Here is a 20,975-nt window from a genome sequence, read left to right on the forward strand (position 1 = left end):
GGCGGCAGGTGTTTACGATTTTAGACTACGATAACTTTGGATTGAATTATGATCCATCACACTTTGTCTGGCAGATGTTGGATTACGTGAAACCCATCTACGAATTTCGGGACAAGCTGTTCTTGGTACACTTCAAGGACATTAAGCTGTTACCGGACCGGTTGGCTGAGGTTGGAACGATGGGGACGCCACTGTCGTATATGGTGCCTAAGTTACCCGGTTACGGTGACATTGACTGGGGCCGATTCGTGTCGGCCTTGAGTGATGTGGGTTATGCCGGTAATACCAGTATTGAGATCGAAGACAAGGCGTTTGAAGCGGATGAAGCGCAGGTGGATGCCGCCATTCGGCATTCGGTCACCTATATGCGAAACTTTGTTTAATTAATGAAAACGGTCGAACTCACAATTGCCATGGAGTGGGTTCGACCGTTTTGTTGTGAGGGGACACGACAGAATATGAAGGGTGCTCCGACTTTTAACAGAATTGTTCTAGACCATTATCATCAGGTGGGGATTATGCTAAACTTAATTCGCGAACAACTTAATTGTGGAGGACAACGATGTCGCTGGGGACTTTTTTGAAGCACGAATCAACTACAACTGTGAAATTAAGCGTTTTTGAGGCGTACCAACGGCGCCGCCGATTACGCCGAGCCTTGGCGAAAGCATTAGCCGATTATGTCGGTTACTTTAAGGCCACCATTGCCACCCTTGAACATGACCGGTTAGCTGAGATGACCCAGAGTCGTTATCAAACGGCACTGCGAGTAGCGGAAACGATGGATCTACACGTTGATCATGCCGATTCGGTCGCGTTGCTGGATCAAACGTTAGCGCTGGCCCAGTTATTGATGGTGAAACTGGACTGGTATTTTTACCAAGTTGCACCCGATGATTATGAGGGTCACCAAGAGATGACGAACGCGCTGTCAGTCAGTCGAACCGGCAAGAGTCATTACCAGTACGTGGACTGCAAGACGATGGAAAGCGTTCAGGTTGATTTTTCGTCATTGACGCAAGGGTCGATCAGCGTTGATTTTATTCTAAGTCGAAGTCAGGCCTATACGGTGCGGGTGGAGTTTCACCACGATGGTGAATTTCCGGTGATTGCTGAGCAGTATGCGTTGCCGGAGTACGTCACGCGGGTGTCGATCAGTGATATTTCGGCGCAGATGGGGAAGTAACCTTGAACGTCTACGATTAAGGGAGTCTTGTTTTGGCTGGTTTTTTAGGCCGAGACAGGACTTTTTATGGTGTCTGATGTCGTTTCAGCGGCTGGAATGCGCGTGACAAGCCATAAGCGGTATTTTATAATAAATACTAAATGTATAAATTAGTTGATTAAGGGTGGGGACCAAAATGGCAACAGATGGATCAGGTGACGGGCAGGCCACGATGTTTTGCCCAAATTGTGGCACGAAGGTTCTGGTGACGGACGCGTTTTGTGCGAACTGTGGGGCTAAGTTGGCGGCGTTTCGGCCAAATACATCGACGGATGCACCGCAACAAAACGCGCAGGAACCGGTGACGCCGCGGCAGGAGTTGCAATCGCAATCCGCGCCAGAACAAGCCGCGCAGCAACCGGCGAAACCACGGCAGGAGCCGCAATCGCAATCCGCACCACAACAGGATACGCCACAGCAATCAATGTCGGAACGAGGCGGACAACAACCAACACCAGCGCAATCAGTGATTCAGCAACCAGCACAACCAGTACAACCAGTACCGCACCGCGCGGCTACGCGTCCGCGACAACCACGTTCGAAGGGACAGCGAGTTGGCCTGATTGCGAGCGCTATCGTGGTCGTTTTGCTGGTGATCCTCGGCGTGGTAGGCAACAACTACTATTCCAAAGCGAATACCATCAAGCGAATCGTGACCGCCGCGAAGGGCAACCAAGCCTCGTTGGCGGATTACTTCTATACGACGGACCCGACCTTTAAGGTGACGAAGACGTCGCTGAAGCCAATGGTGCGGTATTTGCAACAGGATCCAGCGGCTTTGAATCAGTTTCAGGAAGGCTTGACGAATAGTGGCCAGTTTGAGAAGGGGCATTTGCTGTTGACGCAACACGGCCACCACTTCTTGGTCTTTCCAAAGTATCAGGTGCAGGTTCGACCAGTGTACGTTTCGGTGACGGTGAACAAGAAAAATGCCAAGTTAAAACAAGATGACCAGTTAATTGCAACTTCGACTTCCGCTGATTACACTAAGAAAATTGGGCCGTTGGTGCCTGGTTTGTATAACCTAGCTAGTTCGGCTAAAATTAGTGGCCGTCAGCTGACGAATACGAATACCTACCATTTAAATCAGGACAACCAAACGATTCCGCTGACGCTGAAAACCATCACCTTTGACGTTGATGGACCAGCGGGCACCGAAGTGATGATCAACTCGCAACGGCAGGGGAAAATCGACAGTAGCGGTGTTTTGACGCTTAAGGATTTCCCTTGGACTGATCAGATGAAGATCCAGGGTGTTTATCGGAACGGCAAAACGGTTGTGAAGTCGCAACCAGTCGCGTTAGATGAATCAACTGGTGATCCGGAAGTTTCAATTGATTTTCCGGGACTAGTTGACCAAGCGGATGCTGATACCTTCTTTAACGATTTGGGTGATGCGACTTCAATCTTGAGTAACACCGGTGATATTGATCAGGCGTCTGACGATGACGGCGATGATTTATCGACCTTCTTTGCGGGCGGCGATTCGGATTCGAACTACCAGGAATTTGTCAAAATGGGGAAGGGCTATTATGACGATGACGATATCGATGGCACGGAGATCACAGCCAGCATCGATAACGTTCAGCTGAGTTCTCAGGACAGTAGTGATGTGACGTTTGAATTCAAATACAAGTTTGATAACGGCGACCACTACCACGTTCAGGTGTTCAAGTACACCGCTAACGTGATCGTGCGCGACAACAGCGACTACCCGCTTCAAATCAAGAGTTTGACGCCGGCTCAAAGTGTTGATACGTATAACGAAGACGAATAATTAAAATGGGTTCTCGTAACGGTTTAAACGCCGTTATGGGAACCTATTTTTTGTCGTTCATTGACAGATTAAACAAACAAAATGGGACTTCAGTTGGCCTGTGTAACATTTTTTGAATTTTAACAAATTTTGCTTTTGAATTAGTGAAGGGCATGTTACACTATGGGTGGAAAATGATGGTTTGCGTTGCAACGTTGACAGGGAGTCTCGTTGTCGCAATCAGGATAGCTTTCGGGGGAAAGTTTGACCATCGAGATAACAATATAATGGGGGGATTAACATGATGAAAAAGCGGCAACGACTCATGGGAGATTTGGCAACGCGGACGCATAGCGTTCGACTATATAAGCGTGGTACTAAGTGGATAATGATGGGTGTGACGACGCTGGCCTTTGGGGCGGGGTTGATGAGTGTTACGGGTGTTGTGGCACAAGCCGATACGACGCCAGTTGAGGTGACGGCTGAGCAACCGGCGACTGGCGCGACAACTGAGACGGATACCACGATTGATCCTGACGCGGAAACAAATCAGGCATCAGTTGAAAATTCAGTTTCAAAAGCACCGGCTACAACGGCAGCTACCCCAACTGAAACAGCCGAACAAACGCAACCAGATACACCGACGGATAGCACGCCACAAGCAGATACCACTCAAACGGATTCAAGTTCAATTCAAGAAGCTACGCCTGAAACTGGGGAAGTTAAAGCAGGTACGGTAACGACACCAACGCAAGTCGTGAGGGCGCCTAATGAAGTGACGACCACGTCTGATCCAACGATTGATCCACAGACGCATACGGATGTGCCAGAAACGAATACTTATCAGGATAGCGTTTTTCATCAAGTACCGATTTATTTGGATGGTAAACTGGCTAATCCAACTGGTCAGGATGCGACCGTTAATGGTCAGACGCAAGGTAACAGAATCGGCGGCATTTCTCAAAGTGATTTTATTACCCCACAGCATGAAAATGAGCTGATCAATAACGCTTGGTATGATGGTAGCAACGCTTGGATGGTTGGATTTAGTACGGACAACCAAACCACGTACATTTATGAACTCGATCAACAGGGAAACGTGACGAATACCTTGACGACCGCCGGACCGGCAGCAACTGATTTTGATGCGGACTGGTCAACTCGGGTTGATGGCGTCAATGTTGCATGGAATGGTGATGAGCTGCAGATGTCACGTGGCAATGATTTTGCAACCATGCCAGGATTGTACTATCTTAATGATGTTCCGGTAAAATACGTTGATCAAGCTGGTAATGAACTTGCTCCAGAGACGACCGTTTCAGGATACGACAGTACTTATGTGGATGCCTCAGTTCCGACAATCGCGGGTTATCGACTGGTGAGTGTACCTTACCAAAATGATAACCATCAATTTTTGATCAATGGCAACGCTGAGGTCACACCCACTGACGACTATCAGGCAGTTGATATGGGTGGCGGCTTAATCAAGTATTTTAAAATTCTGGATGACAAGAATACGCAGGACGTCTATGTCAGTATTGACTATATGGATAATACGTATGAATCGGCTCCAATCGTTATGACGGCTGACCCGGTTGGAAATGGGTTATTTCTGATTCATACAATGTATGGTGATGCATCAATTGTTTTATCTGCCCCAGTTCCAGTCGGCAACCCACTGACCTTCGTCTACGAACCGATCCGAAGCTACCAATTGATGATTCAATACTTGGATGCCAACACTCGTGAACCATTGGCAACAACCTATCAAGCAACCGGGATCGGTGATTATGAGATCAATTCACCAGTGATTGCGGGTTATACGACTTCAGCATCGACGATTACGGGGAATCTTTTGGCGGATACATTAATCAACGTCCTATATGCACCGGTGGTGGTTGATGACCCAACGCCGGCAACGGGGACAACCGGTGATAACGAACCAGGCACCCCAACTGTCAAGACGCCAGCAACGAGTACGCCTGAAACAGCGGTTGTGACAACGCCGACGATGACGCAACCTGAAACAACGATTGTCAAAACACCAACCACGCCAACGGCTTCAGCGCCAACGATTGTGCCGGATGATTCCGATGACGCGGCCGGCGTTCCGGAAAAGACTTCCGAAAATGGGGTCGTTACGGCGGACGCCAATTACGCAAAGGTGGCAACATCTAAACAGACGCCACTGGATCCGTTTGGTCGTCAAAGTCAATCAGCTACCGTAACGTTCACATCAACGAACCAAACTGATTCGCCAAACACGGTTGAAGCACAATTGCCCCAAACGAGTGAAATGGCATCAACTGTTTGGGCACAATTAGGAATCGTGGCGCTGTCAACACTTAGTGCGCTTGGCTTGGTTGCCCGAAAGAAACGTGATTAATCAGGATTACTCAATTAAATGACTAGCAAAATGCGCCTGATGTTCAAATGCTGAACATCAGGCGCTTTTAGTATTCTGCAAAATTTTCAGTTACTTATCAAGATACATCCCTTTAAAGTTAAACTGCAAGCCGGCACTGTTATAAACGAGCCCCTTCAACTTCGGGTTGCGCACTTGCGGAATAGTTGCTTGATAGATTGGCGCAACCCCTTGGTCCTGCATCATCACCCGCTGTGCATCAACTAAATCTTGCCAGCGCTTATTTTGATCATTGGCATCGGTTGAAGCGGAAGCCTTAACGAGCCGATCGTACTTAGCGTTTGACCAGCCGCCTTCGTTAAAGGTGTTGGTTGACTGCAGAATCTGCAAGAAGGTGTATGGGTCGGAGTAGTCAGCACCCCAGTTTGAAACGAAGAAATCGAACTGGTGGTGGGTCTGGCGTTGAATCAACGTCTTAGTTGGCACGTTGGTTACCGTCAACGTCAGTCCAGGAAGCACCTTTTCCAATTGACCCTGGACGTAACCAGCAGCGTGTTGAGCCGCAGTGGAGTCCCCCGCGAGAACTTCTAATTTCAATGACTTTTTGTTCATTTGTTTGAGTGCCAGTTTGAACGCAGCCTTGGCTTTCTTAGGACTATACGTAATGCCAGTATTGTTTTGGTTCGCTTCCTTAGCGAAATCCTCACCAGTTTGCGGATTGCTTGCCAGGCCGGACGTCACAAACCCGGTTGCCGGTTGTGACCCGTCACCGAGGACGTTATTGACAAACGACTTGCGGTCAATGGCATACGAGAAGGCTTTCCGCAGTTCGGCATTTTTAAATGCTGGTCGGGTCTTCTGGTTAAATTCAAGGTAGAAAATCCGGGAATCTTGAAGCACGTGCATGTCCTTACTCTTCAGCATGTTTTTAGCCTGGGTCCCAGATAATTCGGCAGCGTCGATCTTTTTGGTTTGGTACAGGTTGTAGGTGGTTGCCGGGTCCTTGACCACTTGGTCGTTGATCTGTTTGAGGTAGACGTGCTTCTTATCCCAGTAAGTTGGGTTGGCAACCAAGCGCCACTTTTCGTTGGTGCCCGTCCAGCCCTTCATGATGAATGGCCCATCGTAGACCATTTTATCGGCAGCGGTGCCGTACTGCTTGCCGTATTTTTCAACCGCCGTTTGGTTTTGCGGGAAGAAAATGGGGAAGGCCATGAGGAGTTTGAAATACGGCATGGGGCGCTCCAACTTCACCTGCAGTTTAGTTTTGCTGAGGGCTTTGACCCCAAGTTGACTGGGGGTCGCTTTGCCTTCTTGAATCCGGTTGGCGTTGACGATACCGTCGTAGATGTAACCGTACTGAGAGGCAGTTTTCGGATTAATCGTTCGTTGCCAACTATACACGAAGTCTTGCGCCGTCACCGTCTCACCGTTGGACCACTTGGCGTTCGGTCGTAACGTGAAGGTGTAAGTTTTACCATCTTTGGAAATCGTGGACTTGGTGGCGATGCCGGGTTCGATTTTGTGATGGTTACCGAGGCGGTAGAGCCCTTCGCCAACGTTACCCGTCATCGTCAGGTCAATCGGTTCGGTAAGCTTGGAAGGATCCAGTGTAACCAAATCTTGCGTTTCAGACCAGTTCACGACCTGATTACTTGCCATCTGACCTTTGAGATTACCGTCATTTTGACCGCTACTACTTTGTTTGCCACAACCCGCCAACGCTAAAATGGCGATAGCGCTCAGAAACCACAGATACCGTTTTCTTATCATCATATTTCCCCCAATTTACAAACCGTCAAACGAAGCCACAACTTAATATAAGGTTATTTTACACTAAAATAAGCCGAACATTAAATTAAAATTAAAAATTAGCGATAAAATTTCTTTTTATTGGGGAATGTTAGTGACATAGCGATGTAAAATTGCTTAATATCACGACTAATTGAGAGATGTAGTTTAAATAATGAAAATTACCTTATTTCAAATATTACGCTAGACCAATAACGTCCGTTTGACTTGTCATACTGATTAACTGAAACGCAACTCGACTGCAACACGGCTGTAATAGTCGCCTGCTAGACTTGTAATCATTGAAGAAAACGAATTGCACGATAAAAAGAAGGAGAATCTTACTTAATGAAGAAATCAGTGATCAATTTTGGATTGATTACCGTAGCCATGCTCGGAATCGTATTTGCGTTTAACTTAATCCAGCCAAAAACTGCCAGTGCAGCGACAACGCCCACTTACAGCAAGGTTTACAGTACTGCCAAGGCCCAACTGGGGAAGCGTTACAGTTGGGGTGCCGTTGGCCCATACACCTTTGACTGCTCAGGGTTAACCTCCTACGTTTACAAGCACGGGGCTTCTAAGTCGATTCCACGGACGGCTCAGGCGCAATACAATAAGTACAAAAAGGTCATCTACAAAAACATTAAGAAGGGCGACTTGGTCTTCTTCGGTTGGAGTAAGCACAGTATCAGCCACGTTGGTCTCTATGTCGGTAAAGGCAAAATGATCGATGCGCAAAACCGCGGGGTCATTACTGAATCCGTGAAGGCACCATGGTGGCATTACGTGGGCTCGGCTCGGGTTACGGCGTTAGATTAAAATAACGATCAAAAACTGCTCTGAATTTTTCAGAACAGTTTTTTTGTCATATACGGGATGTCGAATTAAAGTGCGTTTTGCGTGATTTATGGACATCATGAAAATAACGTCGCTATTCAGGCGTTAACGTGGTGGTTGATAATTTGAAACAAAACGGAATTTTTATATCGAATTAATAGCTATACCAAATTGATGCAAATGTTTGCGGTGAGTTTATGATATGCTATGATTAGAACGATAAATGGCTGATTTTTAATGAAAAATTGTTATTAAAAATAACTATACCAACTGTGGTATATCTTAATTACCCATTCGACTTATCATCACAACCAGGAGGCATCAACCATGACTTACTTAATCGGCACGGACATCGGCACCTCTGGCACCAAAACGATTCTGATGGATACACAAGGAAACATCTTAGCGCAAGCGATTGAAGAGTACGACGTGCTCACGCCCAAACCGCTTTGGGCGGAACAGTGGCCGGAGGTGTGGTTAACCGCAACTAAATCTACCATTAAACGGGTCGTTGCAGAAGCTGGTGTTCCAGCGGCTGAGATTAAAGGCATCGGCATCAGTGGCCTCTACGGTGGTTCCGGCGTGCCGTTGGATGCTCAGATGCAACCGGTCCGGCCGTGCCTGATTTGGTTAGATCGACGGGCTCAAGCCGAGACTGAATGGGTGAAGGCCCACGTTGATATGGCGAAATTAGCCACGGTTACTGGTAACGAAGTGGTTGATCCCTACTATGGCTTTACGAAAATGTTATGGATCAAGCAACATGAGCCTGAGAATTGGCAGAAGACCCGTTTATTCTTACCGCCCAGTAATGACGTGATCTACCGGTTAACCGGTGAAATTGCCATTGACCACGCTGCTGCGGGATTAATTGGTGGCATTTACGACGTTGAGCGCCGTGATTGGTCGGATGACTTGTTGGTACAGCTAGGGTTATCACGTGACATGTTGCCTCAGCGCATCGTGGATTCAACTGAAATTGTGGGTGGCCTCACCGATGACGTCGCTCGTGAATTGGGCCTACAACCGGGAACGCCAGTCATTTCGGGTGGCGTAGACGTTGGTGCCGCCAATATCGGCATGGGCGTGTTTGAACCGGGCAAATACGTGGCGACAATCGGCTCCTCCATGAACGCGGCTTTGGTGACCGAAGCGCCAATCACCAATCAGGGAATGATTGTTTGGCCGTACCAGTACCGTGGCACCGGTTTGTACTATAATTTCTCCGGTTCAGCAACGGCGGGGGCAATCATTAAATGGTTCCGGGATAACTTTGCTCAGTTGGAAGTTGCTCAGCAGGCTAACGGTGGCGTGGCGGCTTATACTGCCTTAGACGAACAGGCTGCTGAAATTGAACCAGGGAGTGATGGGTTGGTGGTACTGCCATACTTTATGGGTGAACGGGCGCCATTGTGGAACGCGGACGCGAAAGGGGTTATCTTCGGCCTATCACTAGCGCATTCACGGGCACACGTGTACCACGCCTTTGAAGAAGCGGTTTGTTATGCGTTGCGAGAAAGCATTGAGCGAACTGGTCGTGATTTGGGCGATAGTATCGTGATTGCGGGTGGCGTGACGCATTCCACTGACTGGGTGCAGTTATTTGCGGATGTGACGGGTTATGCAATTCAGACGCCGTTGATCAATGCGGAGGCCAACTTAGGTGACGTAATTTTGGCTGGGTTGGCCACCCAGACATTGACGGTAGCCGATGCGCAATCTTGGCAGGTGTTGGGTGAACCAGTTCAACCTGACTTGGAACGTCATGCGCAATACGACGGCTATTACACACTCTATAAGCAGCTATACGCGGACCTCATGCCTGACATGACAACCCTCAGTCAATTGGGGACGCATCATTGAGCCGAAAGTGATATGTATTCGCAAAAAGTTAAGCGAACCTTACAAAAATCTAAGTGAATCCCCTTAACGATTAGTGTAAAATGGATTATAAGATTATTCGAACCATATGCAACTTGTAGAGGAGATTTGCGAAATGAAAGTACGTAAAGCCGTTATTCCAGCTGCTGGACTCGGTACCCGCTTCCTACCGGCAACCAAGGCATTGGCAAAGGAAATGTTGCCCATCGTCGACAAACCAACGATTCAATTTATCGTTGAAGAAGCCCGACAAAGTGGCATCGAAGATATTTTAATTATTGAAGGAAAATCAAAACGTTCCATCGAAGATCACTTCGATTCAGCCCCCGGTCTTGAACAAAACCTCGCCGAAAAGGGCAAGGATAAGTTACTGGATTTGGTCAACCAAACCACTGCGGCCGGCGTGAACATTTTCTATATCCGCCAACCCTATCCTAACGGGCTGGGTGATGCGATTCGCTACGCCAAGTCATTTATTGCTGACGAACCCTTCGTTGTTATGCTAGGTGATGACTTGATGAGTGATAAAGTGCCATTGACCAAGCAATTGATGAACGAGTACGATAAGACGCATGCATCAATTTTGGCCGTGAAGAAAGTGCCTCACGACGAAGTTTCTGCGTACGGGGTCATTGATCCAGAAAGCAAGATCGATGATGCGTTATACAATGTCCGGAAATTCGTGGAAAAACCAGCCGTTGAAGACGCGCCAAGTGACTTGGCCATTATTGGTCGTTACTTACTAACACCTGAAATTTTCGATGTGTTAGCCAAACAGAAGCCAGGTAAGGGTGGCGAGATTCAACTCACCGATGCTATTGACACGCTAAACCAAACGCAACGGGTGTTTGCCCATGAGTTTACTGGCGAACGCTACGATGTTGGAAACAAGTTTGGTTACGTGAAGACCAACGTGGAATATGGGTTGACCCATCCCGAAATCAAGGATGAATTGAAGGATTATATCCTTGAAACGGCGGAACGCTTGAAGAAGGCGGATGCTGAAAAGGCTGAAACTTCGAAGAAAAAGTAAATTTTGACTGGATCAACGACGTCTCACGGCTCGAATTGAGCTGTGGGGCGTTTTTTGGTGTGTCATGAAAGAGTCGAAATGACTTAGAACGATTCAAATTACATGCGATATTCAAGTATTTTCAAAAAATAAATAGTGATAGAAAAGGGTCGCAATTTGATAAGTTATCGGATAAATTTTCAGAATTGATTAGAATCTGGTGTGGCTCAGAAATGTGTTATAACGCGTTTTGAAAACGCTGTCCTATTTTGTTACTGTATTTTGTAATTGTATTGAAATATAATACTGGTAAGTTTATTATATACTGTGAATGAGTGCTTAAGTTATTTTTAACCTTTATAAATAGCGTAAGTGAAACGTTTAGCTTTTTCGAATCATTAAGGGGCTAAACGAGTTGATAATTAGACATAAGTGTTTTGAGTATTTAGCAATAGGCAGGCACTTCGAAAGCAGGGGCAGTTATGAGATATAAAGGGTTAGCATTCCTTCTTTCCTGTGTAGGCGCATTAGCGTTTGCAGGGAGTCAATCAGCCAGTGCAGCGACCACGATGGTCAACGTCGATGGGCTCTACAGCGACTGGGATTCGATTGCAAAAACAAGCATTGGTTCTAGTAACCTGGCAATTACTGGGACTGGCAGTCACGTGTACTTTTAAACTTTCTGATTATAATGTAAAAATTGGTAGTTCTACCTATAAGATTTCCTTATCAGGTAGTGGTGAAAACTACATTCTTCAAGGACAAGATCAAACCACCGGTAATTCAACAACGTTAAATGATATTGGGGCAGCGGTCGTTAAGGACAACAAAATCGAAGCCGATATTGATTTGACCAAGTTACCGGAAACGTTTAATGGGATGCAGACGCTGACCATTTTGAACGATAGTCTTGGTAGTGGTGAGGCCACCAGTTTGAACGATATTTCAACGACGGCGGCAACCGATTTGGCAAACGAGGTTGCGATGCCAACGTTGGCTAGTGGTTCATCGGATACCATTGCTGATTCAAGTAACGTGGCGTCCGCTACTAATAGCATGACCACCAGCGGCATTACGATTGATGGCGACGATTCCGATTGGGATAACGTGGCTAAGATTCAGACGGGTTATAGCGGCACCAACGATGTTGCTGTTACGACTGATAGTAAGCACGTGTACTTTTATGTAAATGGTACGAACTCGACTTCACCGGTGGCCACGAATAGTTATCAGCTGAATATCGGTAGTAATGGCTACTATGTCAGTTTGGTTAGCAATGGCGATGGTACGTACAACGTTCAAGCCCAAGATCAGTCCAATAATTGGGTTCAATTGGGAACGATTGGGACGGCAACCATCAAGAATAACGTCCTAGAAGCTCAGATTAATTTGAGTGATTTACCACAAAAATACAGTGGTGTCCAGACGGTTTCATTGAGCAATCAACAAGTCGGACCAGGCACCGCAACCAACACTGGTGATTTAACCAGTAATGCGTTGGCAGATGCTGCGGCTGCAACGACCGTCACGCCACTTCAGAAAATTCAGGTGGGCGATACGTATACGACTGCTGATAGTTCGTCGACGGGTTCGGCCTCTAGCAGTAGTGACAGTTCGTCATCTTCAACTTCAAGTAGTGCTGCTAGTTCTTCAGATACTGCATCTTCAGCTGCTTCGAGTTCTTCGGAAACAGCAACAACGGATGCTAAGGATACGACTAGTGATACGAAGTCGAGCGATGCTAAGTCAACGGATGGGATTTCGATTGATGGGGATTACTCGGATTGGACGGACGTTGATAAGACTCAGGTTGGCTACAACGGCAAGGATGATGTGGCTGTTACTAGTGATGGCACTAACGTTTACTTTTACGTTGACACCACAGTGCTTAATAGCCAAGAATTATTACAGAATTGGCAAAATCAGTTTACACTAACAATTGACGGAAAACCATATCACTTGAGCTTATCTGGTACTAGTGGCAATTTAACCGTAACAGCTACAGACTCCGGGTATCAGCCAATCAGTGGTTCAGTAGGTTCTGCGGTTTCAACTGATGGTCAAATTGAAGCTAGTGTATCGCTGGCTTCATTGGGTGCGGATTTTGCTACTAAGGGTCAAACTATCGCAATTTCAAATACTCAAATTGGAGCACAAAGCGCTACCGGAGTTATCAGTAGCAGTACTAATGCGAGTGTTAACGATAACCAAGTTGCCGATGCCACGAAGGAAACTGATAGTAGCAGTGATAGTAGTAGTAGCTCTAGCGACAGTTCCTCAAGCAATGATTCTAGTGCTTCAAGTACATCCGATGTGAATGAAGATGGGACTTCCAACGCTTTAGATCAAGCGGTTTCCGGTGATAGTAGCAGTGCAACTGATACGAAAAATACGGATACGAATAATGTTTCTGGTGATTTAGGCATCAATATCGACGGTGATTTTAATGACTGGAACGATAAAACGATGACTGAAGTGCACTGGAAAGGTGACGATGATAATCGAGAATTGGCTACGTTATTAGCTGATGATAAGTATGTGTACTTTTATGTATTAATGGAACCCCGTCTTGATGGTGGTTATACGAATTTCCAACCAACTGGTTATAAGTTACACGTTGGTGATGTAGTGTATGATATTAGCTTTAATAACGGTCAAACCGTTAACTTAGCAAACGGTTCAACGCAAGCTGTTAGTGTAACTGTTTTTGACAATAAAAAATATGAAAAGAATTACAACACTATGGAGGCTACCGTCAACAATGCCGGTGAAGCTTACGTTGGCAATACTACGATTGATCAAACGGCTTATGAGTATATTAAAGGTCATGGTAATGGTGCTGTGACGGTTCAAACACCTTCCTATCAGTGGGAAGTCCGCATTCCACTCAAGAATTTAACGAGTTCCTCAAATGTGACAGGTCAGGATATTAGTTTAACGACTACAACTATTTGGACCGATACCTTGCATACCAGCGGCGGTAGCACCGGCCCCGTCGTCCTCGCCAGCGCCGGCTTCTTAATTGCGGCGATTACGGTGTTGAAGACGACCGGCTTTAAGCTGAAGAAGCGGTGGTTTTAAATGAGTATTTACCTAATTATTGGGACGATTGTCTGGCTCTATGCCTTGACGATCTTAAAAAGGGCCAAGTTGCCAGCCTTCTACTTTATTGTGGGCAGTGGCGGCCTTTTTTTCATCTTAATTGCGCTGAGTGATCCGTACTGGGTCTGGTTTTTCACCCATGCGGTGGTGAACGGTGTTCGGTGGTTTGGCGCAGTAACGGGGTGGAGTACGACGATGCCAAAATACAGCATTGTCAGCATCATCAACCAAACGGCGCCCATCAACATGAGCATCGATTACGAATGCTCCGGCATTATCGAAACGGCGGCTTACCTGTCGTTAGTGGTGTTCTTCCCACTGTACAATCGATTTGAAAAACTGTTTTTCTCGGTGGCTGGTATGCTGTGGATCTACATGGCCAATGTAATCCGGCTATCAGTGATCATTACCATCGTGCACTTTGCGGGCGCGAACTACTTCTTTGTGGCGCACGCAATGATTGGCCGGTTGGTCTTCTATGCCTTAGTTATTGTGTTGTACTACGAAATCTTTACGTACTCGCAAGTGTCACAGAACCTTTACCACGTCATTAGACGACGATTTCATCGGAAGGGGGCTGAGTGATGGATATGAGTTATTGGTTAAACGTCACCCTGTTTAAGATGGGCTTTTGGCTGACGTGGGCGTTGATTCCCATCGTGGTTGAAATCCTGCCAGCGCTGTTTTCGGCGATTGGCCTAATTGTGCGCCAGTTCCGACAAAAAAAGTTGGAGATGCCGGATAAGATGCCGATGATCTCACTGGTGGTGCCGGTTTACAATTCCGAAGAAACGCTCTTTCGATGTATCCAGTCAATTCACGATTCCACGTATCCCACGGAACTGATTCAGGTGATTTTGGCAGACAATCAAAGTACCGATAATAGTTTTGAGGTCTTTGACCGGGCCCATAATCACTACAATGATTTGAATATGCAATTAATCCATACTGAACAGGGGAAAGCCAAAGCGTTAAACTCCGCGATTTATGGGTGTATCGGAACGTACATTATCAACATCGATAGTGATGGCGTATTGGAAAAACACGCGTTGATGAACATGGTATTACGGTTTGAAAACGACTACGATATTGCGGCCCAAACCGGGACGATTTTGCCGCAGCGCGATATGATTATGAACGACGAGAACAGTGGTTGGTTCAAACGACTGCTGCGGAAGAACGAGTATTTTGAATATGCGCAAGCTTTCCTCTCTGGGCGGACGATTGAAGCCCAAAACAACCAGTTGTTTACGATGTCAGGCGCCTTTTCAGCCTTTCGCAAGGAAGCCCTCCTCAGTACGTTTATGTATAACACCAACACGATTGGTGAAGATACCGACATGACGTTCCAGATTCGGGAACGGTTGAAGCGTAAGGTAGCAATCTGTACGGATGCGATTTTCTACATTGAACCGATCGCCGGCTTCCACGAACTCTATACCCAACGACAACGGTGGCAACGGGGCGAACTGGAAGTCATTCACGAGTACGCGCAACACGCCAAGTTACACGACTTCTTTACGAACTTCTTGATTCGGCGTGAAATGATCGATCACACCTTCTTGTTTCCAAAAATGATCTGGATGTTTGCCTCGATTGCCTTACTGTTCTTCCGGTATTCAGCAATCATGATGGGCATGTCGTACTTCATTATCTACTTACTGTACGTGTTCGTTGGTTTTCTGAATTTTATCTGTGTTAAGCTATTACTGAAAGACTTTTCCGATGAGAATTCGTTTTACGGTTCCCTTTGGTGGGTGACCTTCACGTTACCGCTCTATAACTTCGTGCTGTCATGGATTCGGTTTATCGGCATCCTCAACAGCATGACGGAGACTTCTAGTTGGAACTCCGAAAAGTTCGGTGACGAAATGGATTCGGCACAGGAAATTCTTGAGAACGACTATAACTGGGTGAAACACAAACGGGGGTAATTGGTTGTCACATCAAGTCCACACTTATAAAATCAAATCCTACGTGAACGCCAGCCATGCCATGCGCTGGGCTGACGGACAGGGGAAGCAACATAACCATACCTGGGAAATTATCAGTGAGTTCAAGAGTGCCGGTGATCACATGATCATCTTTAACGATATTGAACGCACCCTAAACGATATTTTTCAGACGTTTTCGGGCAAGTTTTTAAACGAACTCCCCGTATTTCAAAAAATCAATCCCACGGTTGAAAACGTGACGATTTGGCTATTTAAGCTGATTACGGATGCGTTGGATGGGCTGCATGCCGATTTAATTCGACTGGAAGTTGGAGAATCGCCAACCCGGTCATACTGCATTACCGTGGAAGACGATGAATAGTGAGTTGGCTGGTTAGGATCGGCCAATCCAAAAACAGGGGAATCGTGTGAACGGTTGCCCGTTTTTGATTAACTGAGCGGGTATTATGGCTCAGGATAAAGGGAAGTGAGTCCATTCATGCCAATGACACAACGGTTGTTTAAGTTTGGCCATCGCACCATCGGCATCATCTTTAACTTTTTTATTTTTGTGACGCTCTTATTTGCGATCACCTCTCCCAATCTGATACTGGGGGATAACGATAAAACTGGGTCAGGCACAACGCTGGTGACCAGCTGGTTGCTGATTATCGTGGTGGCGTTTGTGCTGTGTACGGCAACCTTTCCGAGTTTTCGGCACCGTTTAAAGGTGATTTTTATCGATCACAAGTTGGTGACAGCCAGCGTGATTTGCGCACTGGTGATTGGCTGGCAGGTCTTGTTTGTGGCGATGGTTCATCCGCCAATTGGATTTGACCCCGGCGCGATTCACGAAGCGTTGTACAACACGTCTGACCCGGAGTTACGCGCCTACTACAGTGAGTACTACAACAACCTGTTGCTGGTACTGATTCAACACGGCTTAGCGACCACGTTCCACACAACGAGCTGGTTGTTCATGGACTACTGTACGCTGATCATGGCTGACTTAGCGGCGCTGTTTAACATCTTTGGCGTGTGGTTGCTGGATAAGCGCAAACTTGCGCCGGCAATGTATATCCACGCAGCAACCTATTCGGTCTTTCCCATGATCATCGTGCCCTACACCGATGTTTGGGTGCTACCGTTTGTGTCCGGGTACCTGTTGGGGTACTTACTGATGACGAACCCGCGGTGCAAAACGTGGGTGCGGGTTGTCGCGACCATCTTCTTTGCGGTGATGGCGATCGGCGCTTACTTCATGAAACCTTCTGCCATCATTGGCGTGATTGCGATTGTGATCATCGAAGCGTTGTTTAAGCTCAAACAGGCTCAGTCGGTGAAGCAATTGTTGAAGCTACCGCGACTGTCGTTGATTTTAGGCCTACTGTGGCTAGTCGTCGCTGGTGCAACGTACGAGGCTGGTAACCGAGTCGTACTTCAGCAAACCTATATTCCAGTCACCCAAGGCCGAACGATGCCAGCGATTCACTTCGTCAGCATGGGGGTTTCCGGTGAAGGGGGCTATAACGCGCACGATGCCTTGATTATGGGCCAGTTGGCCACCAAGGAAGAACGTTCAGCCTACTCGAAAAAGTTACTGATCAAACGATTGAAGAAGATGGGGGCCTTTGGCTACCTTCAATTCTTAGTTAAGAAACAACGCAACAACACCGCTGATGGCACCTTTGCGTGGGTCAAGGAAGGTCACTTTATCAACCTGGATCCAACGCCGACTGTTACCACTGGCTTAGCTGGTAACCTGAACCAATTTGTGTATTTGTACGGCACTCGGCTCGGTGATTTTCGGTTTATCGCCCAAGCTTGGTGGGTGATTTGGCTAGCACTGATTGCTTTTGGCTGGTCGGATAAACGGAAATTTGTCTTGATCTTACGCACCATGATTATTGGCGGCATGCTATATTTACTGATCTTTGAAGGCGGGCGTTCCCGGTACCTGATCCAGTTCCTACCGGCGTTCTTCATGCTCGCAGCTCTGGTTTACGACCGCGGTTTCGCCTTCGTTGCCCGGGTTTATCGTTGGGGAACTGGCCAATTGATGCACCAATCAAAAACGGAGACGGGTGACAACGATGCAACTTCACATTAGCTTCCCGCTGTTTATCATGCGGGTGATCACGGTAAGCTTTTTCAGTATTGGGTTTATTCAGTATTTTCATCGATTATGGATCGATGCGTTTGAAAACGAGGAAATGCCGGTACGGGCGCGGCAATTACGACGCGTGTTATTAACGCTAGTTTCCGTCGTCTTAGCCTTGTTTATCCACTTTGCGGCAATGGCCTACATTCATAACGATTCAGCGGTGCTGTACCATAACTGGGCGCTGTTTGTATTGACGTTGCCGGTTCTTTATGAAGGCTTCAACTGCTTTGAAGAAGGGTTACAGTTTGCGACCATGATGCTGATTTGGTATATGCATCACGAACCAAACTTCTTTCAGCCGAAGACGTTGATTGCGTTAGTCGGTTTCTTGGTTATCGTGCTGGCGCTCAAACGGTACCACCAGTTCGTCATCGTTCACTGGTGGGCCGGTATGGTGAGTGGTGGGGTATTAGCTGCCCTATTTTGGTCGACGGTCCCACCCGTTTCGATGGGTGTTGCGATGACCCCGAGTCTTGAGGTTGAAGCTGTCGTGTTATACACCCTGATGATTGCCTTCGTGTTAGGTTACTGGTTACGGCAGTACCGCGAAGACTTGAAGAACCACGAACTGGCGCAGTTGGCGCACTATGAAGAGGGGACCCGGCAGAATCAGCAGGCGGCGTATCAAGCTGAGTTGCAGATGCTGTTTTCGCGGTCGTTGTTGAACGGTGAATCGTTAACGTTTGCGACGTTGGATTTGGACCACTTCAAGCAGGTTAATGATCAGTACGGGCATTTGGCTGGTAACGCGGTGTTGATGGGCGTTGCGGATACGGTGAAAACTATTTTGGATAAGGCCGATGTGCCGTTGATGAAAACCCAGTTAACTGGTGAAACGTTCAACATCGTGTTCCCTAACCGATCGGCGGAAGCGGTGATGCCAGTGATCAAGGACTGCTGGCAAGCGATTCGCAAGCAGGAGTACGATTACGAAGGCCGCGGCATTGCGGTTACGGCGTCAGTGGGTGTGACGGCATTGCGACAAACGGATAAGAGCGTTAATGACGTTTATAAGCGAGCGGATGATGCCTTGTCAAAATGCAAGCGCAACGGCCGTGATATTATCACCTTCGATGACAAACTCGTGTCTGGCGTTGATAAAATTGAAAAGAAACTGGCCGATTACCGCTATATTGGGCAGGGCGTCTATGATTTGACGAAACCCGAAATGCCGAAGTGCTATCATGAGTTGCTATTGCGGTCTCATGATACCAGTCAGGATCGCTGGTACTTACCAGATACGTTTGAAATTCCGGTTTGGATTCAAATTCACCTGTTAAAAACGGTGATGAGCCATACGACCTTGCAGAACTTTAACGTGAACCTCACGGCAGATCAGTTTAAAGATCTGGACTTTGCGGAGGCGTTAACGCAGTTTGCAGAAAGTCCGGATGGACCAGACAATTTAACGGTTGAAATTACCGACCTGTCAGATTCACAGACAACTCGGCGAATCAGTGCCATCTACCGGGCGGCTGGTATGAAAATTCTGATCGACGATGTCGGCAGTGATAACGATTTTGAAATCGTCCGCAACTCAATGCCATACATCAACGGCATCAAGTTTGCGATGCAAAACTTGCGTAAAACAACCAACGCCAGCGAGTTACGTGAACGGGTCAAATTTTGGCGACAGGTCGCTGCAGAGAACGATTTAACGTTTATTCTGGAAGGTGTTGAGACAAAGGAAGACCTTGAAATGGCGCAGGAGTTAAAGGTTGCTAATGTTCAGGGGTATTATTTTAGTAAACCGGAACCGTTTAGAGCGTGAGGCAAGGCGTTTAGAGAACGGCGTATAAGGGCACTTAGGCAAAATCCCCGGGCTTGGGATTTTGCCTAAGTGCCCTTATACATAGTTCTCTGCCTTGCCGAACGCGTTTCGGCGTGGTGGCCAGAGAGCAGTTTGGTGACCAAACTTAGGATATTGCCAGAAAGTCGGGTGTTACAGCTTAAGTGGCGCCGAAAAAAATGTAGTAGGTATGCACGTCACCGGAAACACTCAGTATTGGGCAATAACTATTAAAGCACTGGAACATAGTAGCTTTATGGCTGACGGTTGACGCCCTTATACATAGTTCTCTGCCTTGCCGAACGCGTTTCGGCGTGGTGACCTAAAATCACCAAAGCAGCCAAACTTCACCGCAATAACAACTAAGTGGAAAATAAAAGCCCCAATCAAGCCGAAAACAACGGCGCCACAACGCACATCGCCAGTAGCACTCAAGATAAGTGACGAGCCGCCAATTTGAGTAAGTTTACGTGACCAATGCGCAGCTATAACCAACCATCTTGCATGGTTCCCAAATCAAAATGCAGTCCCATGATGCCTTCATAATATTAAACCATTGACATCATTCTCTAATCGTATTACCATAATCTTTAACGAAACAACTGACAAAAGCCAGCCAATTAAACAAATTAACGTTGACGAGAAGAGTAGTTGATCCAGTAACCGTTAAGCGAGCACCGGGTGATGAGAGGGTGTCTGTGACCGATCGACGAAGATGAACTCCGAGTTTTGGCAAGCGGTGCAAGCTGCTAACCCGTTAGGACCCGATACGTCCCAGACATCGATGATCGGTGTTGTTGAGCCATTGCTAGCAATAGAAATGGAAATTAGGGTGGCAACGCGAAGTAGCTCTCGTCCCTAGAACGTTCAGTTCTGGGGACGGGAGCTTTTTTGATGCAATCAGTTAGAAATTATGAGAGGAAGTTAATTCATGAAATCAAAGTCAGTACAGCAAAACGATGATGGGACGTTACGAGCGTTAAGTAACCGCCACGTTCAAATGATTGCGATTGGTGGCACGATCGGAACGGGGCTCTTTTTGGGCTCTGGCTCGACCATCAGCAAGACGGGTCCGTCAGTGATCCTAGTGTATTTGGTGCTTGGCGGGGTCTTTTA

At 47.1% G+C, this 20,975-nt stretch carries 14 protein-coding genes and 1 pseudogene; 14 read left to right on the forward strand and 1 reads right to left on the reverse strand.

All coding sequences use genetic code 11. The features are described 5' to 3' along the window. The 4 genes from ACYVR3_RS00130 to ACYVR3_RS00145 all read left to right on the forward strand — a co-directional run. Positions 1-383: sugar phosphate isomerase/epimerase family protein (locus ACYVR3_RS00130; RefSeq protein ID WP_461242617.1), on the forward strand; the 383-nt coding region annotated here is incomplete at its 5' end. Positions 384-562: 179 nt separating this feature from the next. Then, entirely contained in the window at positions 563-1,186 is a 624-nt protein-coding gene (locus ACYVR3_RS00135; protein WP_461242618.1) for a hypothetical protein, read from the forward strand. Between the two features lie 175 nt (positions 1,187-1,361). Then, positions 1,362-3,002: a zinc ribbon domain-containing protein gene (locus ACYVR3_RS00140; RefSeq protein WP_461242619.1), complete on the forward strand. Its 1,641-nt coding sequence runs from the start codon at positions 1,362-1,364 to the stop codon at positions 3,000-3,002. 280 nt (positions 3,003-3,282) lie between these two features. Further along, positions 3,283-5,367, forward strand: a complete 2,085-nt coding sequence (locus ACYVR3_RS00145) for a MucBP domain-containing protein (RefSeq protein ID WP_461242620.1) — start codon at positions 3,283-3,285, stop codon at positions 5,365-5,367. Positions 5,368-5,457: 90 nt separating this feature from the next. On the opposite strand, the gene ACYVR3_RS00150 is transcribed toward ACYVR3_RS00145, so the two are convergent. After that, complete coding sequence (locus tag ACYVR3_RS00150; protein WP_461242621.1) at positions 5,458-7,122, reverse strand: peptide ABC transporter substrate-binding protein; 1,665 nt, start codon at positions 7,120-7,122, stop codon at positions 5,458-5,460. A gap of 405 nt (positions 7,123-7,527) precedes the next feature. Between ACYVR3_RS00150 and ACYVR3_RS00155 the strand changes: the two genes are divergently transcribed. The 10 genes and pseudogenes from ACYVR3_RS00155 to ACYVR3_RS00200 form a co-directional block, all read left to right on the forward strand. Further along, positions 7,528-7,959: a C40 family peptidase gene (locus ACYVR3_RS00155; RefSeq protein WP_461242628.1), complete on the forward strand. Its 432-nt coding sequence runs from the start codon at positions 7,528-7,530 to the stop codon at positions 7,957-7,959. Positions 7,960-8,304: 345 nt separating this feature from the next. Further along, positions 8,305-9,840, forward strand: coding sequence for an FGGY-family carbohydrate kinase (locus ACYVR3_RS00160; RefSeq protein WP_461242622.1), 1,536 nt, complete (start codon positions 8,305-8,307; stop codon positions 9,838-9,840). A 133-nt stretch (positions 9,841-9,973) separates the two neighbouring features. Further along, positions 9,974-10,891 carry a UTP--glucose-1-phosphate uridylyltransferase GalU gene (galU, locus tag ACYVR3_RS00165; protein ID WP_054734701.1) on the forward strand — a complete coding sequence of 306 codons (918 nt, stop codon included), beginning with the start codon at positions 9,974-9,976 and terminating at the stop codon, positions 10,889-10,891. 534 nt (positions 10,892-11,425) lie between these two features. Next, complete coding sequence (locus ACYVR3_RS00170) at positions 11,426-13,951, forward strand: Firmicu-CTERM sorting domain-containing protein (RefSeq protein ID WP_461242623.1); 2,526 nt, start codon at positions 11,426-11,428, stop codon at positions 13,949-13,951. After that, positions 13,952-14,557 carry an exosortase family protein XrtG gene (gene xrtG, locus ACYVR3_RS00175; RefSeq protein WP_461242624.1) on the forward strand — a complete coding sequence of 202 codons (606 nt, stop codon included), beginning with the start codon at positions 13,952-13,954 and terminating at the stop codon, positions 14,555-14,557. It begins immediately after the preceding gene. Positions 14,558-14,562: 5 nt separating this feature from the next. Then, positions 14,563-15,906 carry a TIGR03111 family XrtG-associated glycosyltransferase gene (locus tag ACYVR3_RS00180; protein WP_461242629.1) on the forward strand — a complete coding sequence of 448 codons (1,344 nt, stop codon included), beginning with the start codon at positions 14,563-14,565 and terminating at the stop codon, positions 15,904-15,906. Between the two features lie 4 nt (positions 15,907-15,910). Next, positions 15,911-16,288 (forward strand): 6-carboxytetrahydropterin synthase, encoded by a 378-nt coding sequence (locus tag ACYVR3_RS00185; RefSeq protein WP_461242625.1) that lies wholly within the window; start codon positions 15,911-15,913, stop codon positions 16,286-16,288. 117 nt (positions 16,289-16,405) lie between these two features. After that, on the forward strand, positions 16,406-18,016 hold the full coding sequence (locus tag ACYVR3_RS00190) for a TIGR03766 family XrtG-associated glycosyltransferase (protein ID WP_461242626.1): 1,611 nt from the start codon (positions 16,406-16,408) through the stop codon (positions 18,014-18,016). After that, positions 18,000-19,841, forward strand: coding sequence for a bifunctional diguanylate cyclase/phosphodiesterase (locus ACYVR3_RS00195; protein ID WP_461242627.1), 1,842 nt, complete (start codon positions 18,000-18,002; stop codon positions 19,839-19,841). The genes ACYVR3_RS00190 and ACYVR3_RS00195 overlap by 17 nt, the downstream gene beginning before the upstream one ends. Before the next feature lie 949 nt (positions 19,842-20,790). Continuing rightward, a pseudogene (locus ACYVR3_RS00200) lies at positions 20,791-20,975 on the forward strand (amino acid permease); the annotation flags it as partial.

The organism is Secundilactobacillus muriivasis (assembly GCF_054785195.1).

Excerpts from the sequence above, each read along its gene's own strand:
- ACYVR3_RS00135 (WP_461242618.1), top strand. The coding sequence starts at position 563 with ATGTCGCTGGGGACTTTTTTGAAGCACGAATCAACTACAACTGTGAAA.
- ACYVR3_RS00140 (WP_461242619.1), top strand. The coding sequence starts at position 1,362 with ATGGCAACAGATGGATCAGGTGACGGGCAGGCCACGATGTTTTGCCCA.
- ACYVR3_RS00145 (WP_461242620.1), top strand. The coding sequence starts at position 3,283 with ATGATGAAAAAGCGGCAACGACTCATGGGAGATTTGGCAACGCGGACG.
- ACYVR3_RS00150 (WP_461242621.1), bottom strand. The coding sequence starts at position 7,122 with ATGATGATAAGAAAACGGTATCTGTGGTTTCTGAGCGCTATCGCCATT.
- ACYVR3_RS00155 (WP_461242628.1), top strand. The coding sequence starts at position 7,528 with ATGCTCGGAATCGTATTTGCGTTTAACTTAATCCAGCCAAAAACTGCC.
- ACYVR3_RS00160 (WP_461242622.1), top strand. The coding sequence starts at position 8,305 with ATGACTTACTTAATCGGCACGGACATCGGCACCTCTGGCACCAAAACG.
- galU (WP_054734701.1), top strand. The coding sequence starts at position 9,974 with ATGAAAGTACGTAAAGCCGTTATTCCAGCTGCTGGACTCGGTACCCGC.
- xrtG (WP_461242624.1), top strand. The coding sequence starts at position 13,952 with ATGAGTATTTACCTAATTATTGGGACGATTGTCTGGCTCTATGCCTTG.
- ACYVR3_RS00180 (WP_461242629.1), top strand. The coding sequence starts at position 14,563 with ATGAGTTATTGGTTAAACGTCACCCTGTTTAAGATGGGCTTTTGGCTG.
- ACYVR3_RS00190 (WP_461242626.1), top strand. The coding sequence starts at position 16,406 with ATGCCAATGACACAACGGTTGTTTAAGTTTGGCCATCGCACCATCGGC.
- ACYVR3_RS00195 (WP_461242627.1), top strand. The coding sequence starts at position 18,000 with ATGCAACTTCACATTAGCTTCCCGCTGTTTATCATGCGGGTGATCACG.